The sequence below is a fragment of the Streptococcus sp. 1004_SSPC genome (assembly GCF_001069025.1).
Lineage (GTDB): Bacteria > Bacillota > Bacilli > Lactobacillales > Streptococcaceae > Streptococcus > Streptococcus vestibularis.
The window spans coordinates 1-991 of the sequence record NZ_JWGQ01000059.1 but is presented as its reverse complement, the minus strand read 5'-3'; the positions used below and the strand labels follow the sequence as shown (position 1 = coordinate 991).

General features: G+C 41.5%; 1 pseudogene. It reads left to right on the top strand.

From position 1 onward, the window contains the following. Positions 1-991, top strand: a pseudogene (locus ADF62_RS04485) (YSIRK signal domain/LPXTG anchor domain surface protein); the annotation flags it as partial.

Below are 991 nucleotides of genomic sequence, written 5' to 3'. Positions count from 1 at the left end.
AGTTATTACATTCCAACCAAACAAAGATTTTGTTGGTACACCAGATCCAGCTAAGGTTGTAGCAAAGGATACTAACGGAACTAAGGTAGAAACAACTTACACACCAACAGTAACGCCAGTAACACCGACAGCAGAACCAGCTGAGACAACAGATATCCAAGGTAAAACACAAAATGGAACACCAACATTCACACCAGGTAATCCAGAAGTTCCAATGGATGATGAAGTACCAGCAACATTCGAAGACGGATCAACAACTAAGACTATTCCAGGCGAAGGAACATACACAGTAGCGAAAGACGGAACAGTAATATTTACGCCTGAGAAGACATTCACAGGAGTTGGAACAGGGGTAACAGTAAAACGTGTAGATAAGAATGGAACACCAGTCACAGCTAAATACACTCCAACAGTAACACCGGTGAAACCAGAAGGAACACCTGCAGTATCTGAAGGACCTAAAGGACAACCTCAAACAGGAACACCAACATTTACACCAGGAAATCCTAATGTGCCAATCGATGAAGATGTACCACCAACATTCGAAGATGGAACAACTACAAAAATAGTACCAGGTGAAGGAACTTATACAATCGATGAAAACGGTAAAGTAACCTTTACACCAGAACCAGACTTCGTTGGTAAAGCATCAGGTGTAACCGTTAAACGTGTAGATAAGAATGGAACACCAGTCACAGCTACTTACACTCCTACAGTTCGTCCTGATACTTCATTCGTTGATAAAGATGGTAACCCACTTTCACTAACAGAAGATGGTGAACAACCTAAGAAAGATATTCCAGGTTACCGCTTCGTAGAGACTAAGACACTTCCAAACGGCGACATCGAACACGTTTATGAGAAAGTTAAGACAAGTCATAAGGATAAAGACGGCAATGAAATTCCGAACTATCCAACAGAAGATGGTGAACAACCTAAGAAAGATATTCCAGGTTACCGCTTCGTAGAGACTAAGAAACTTCCAAATGGC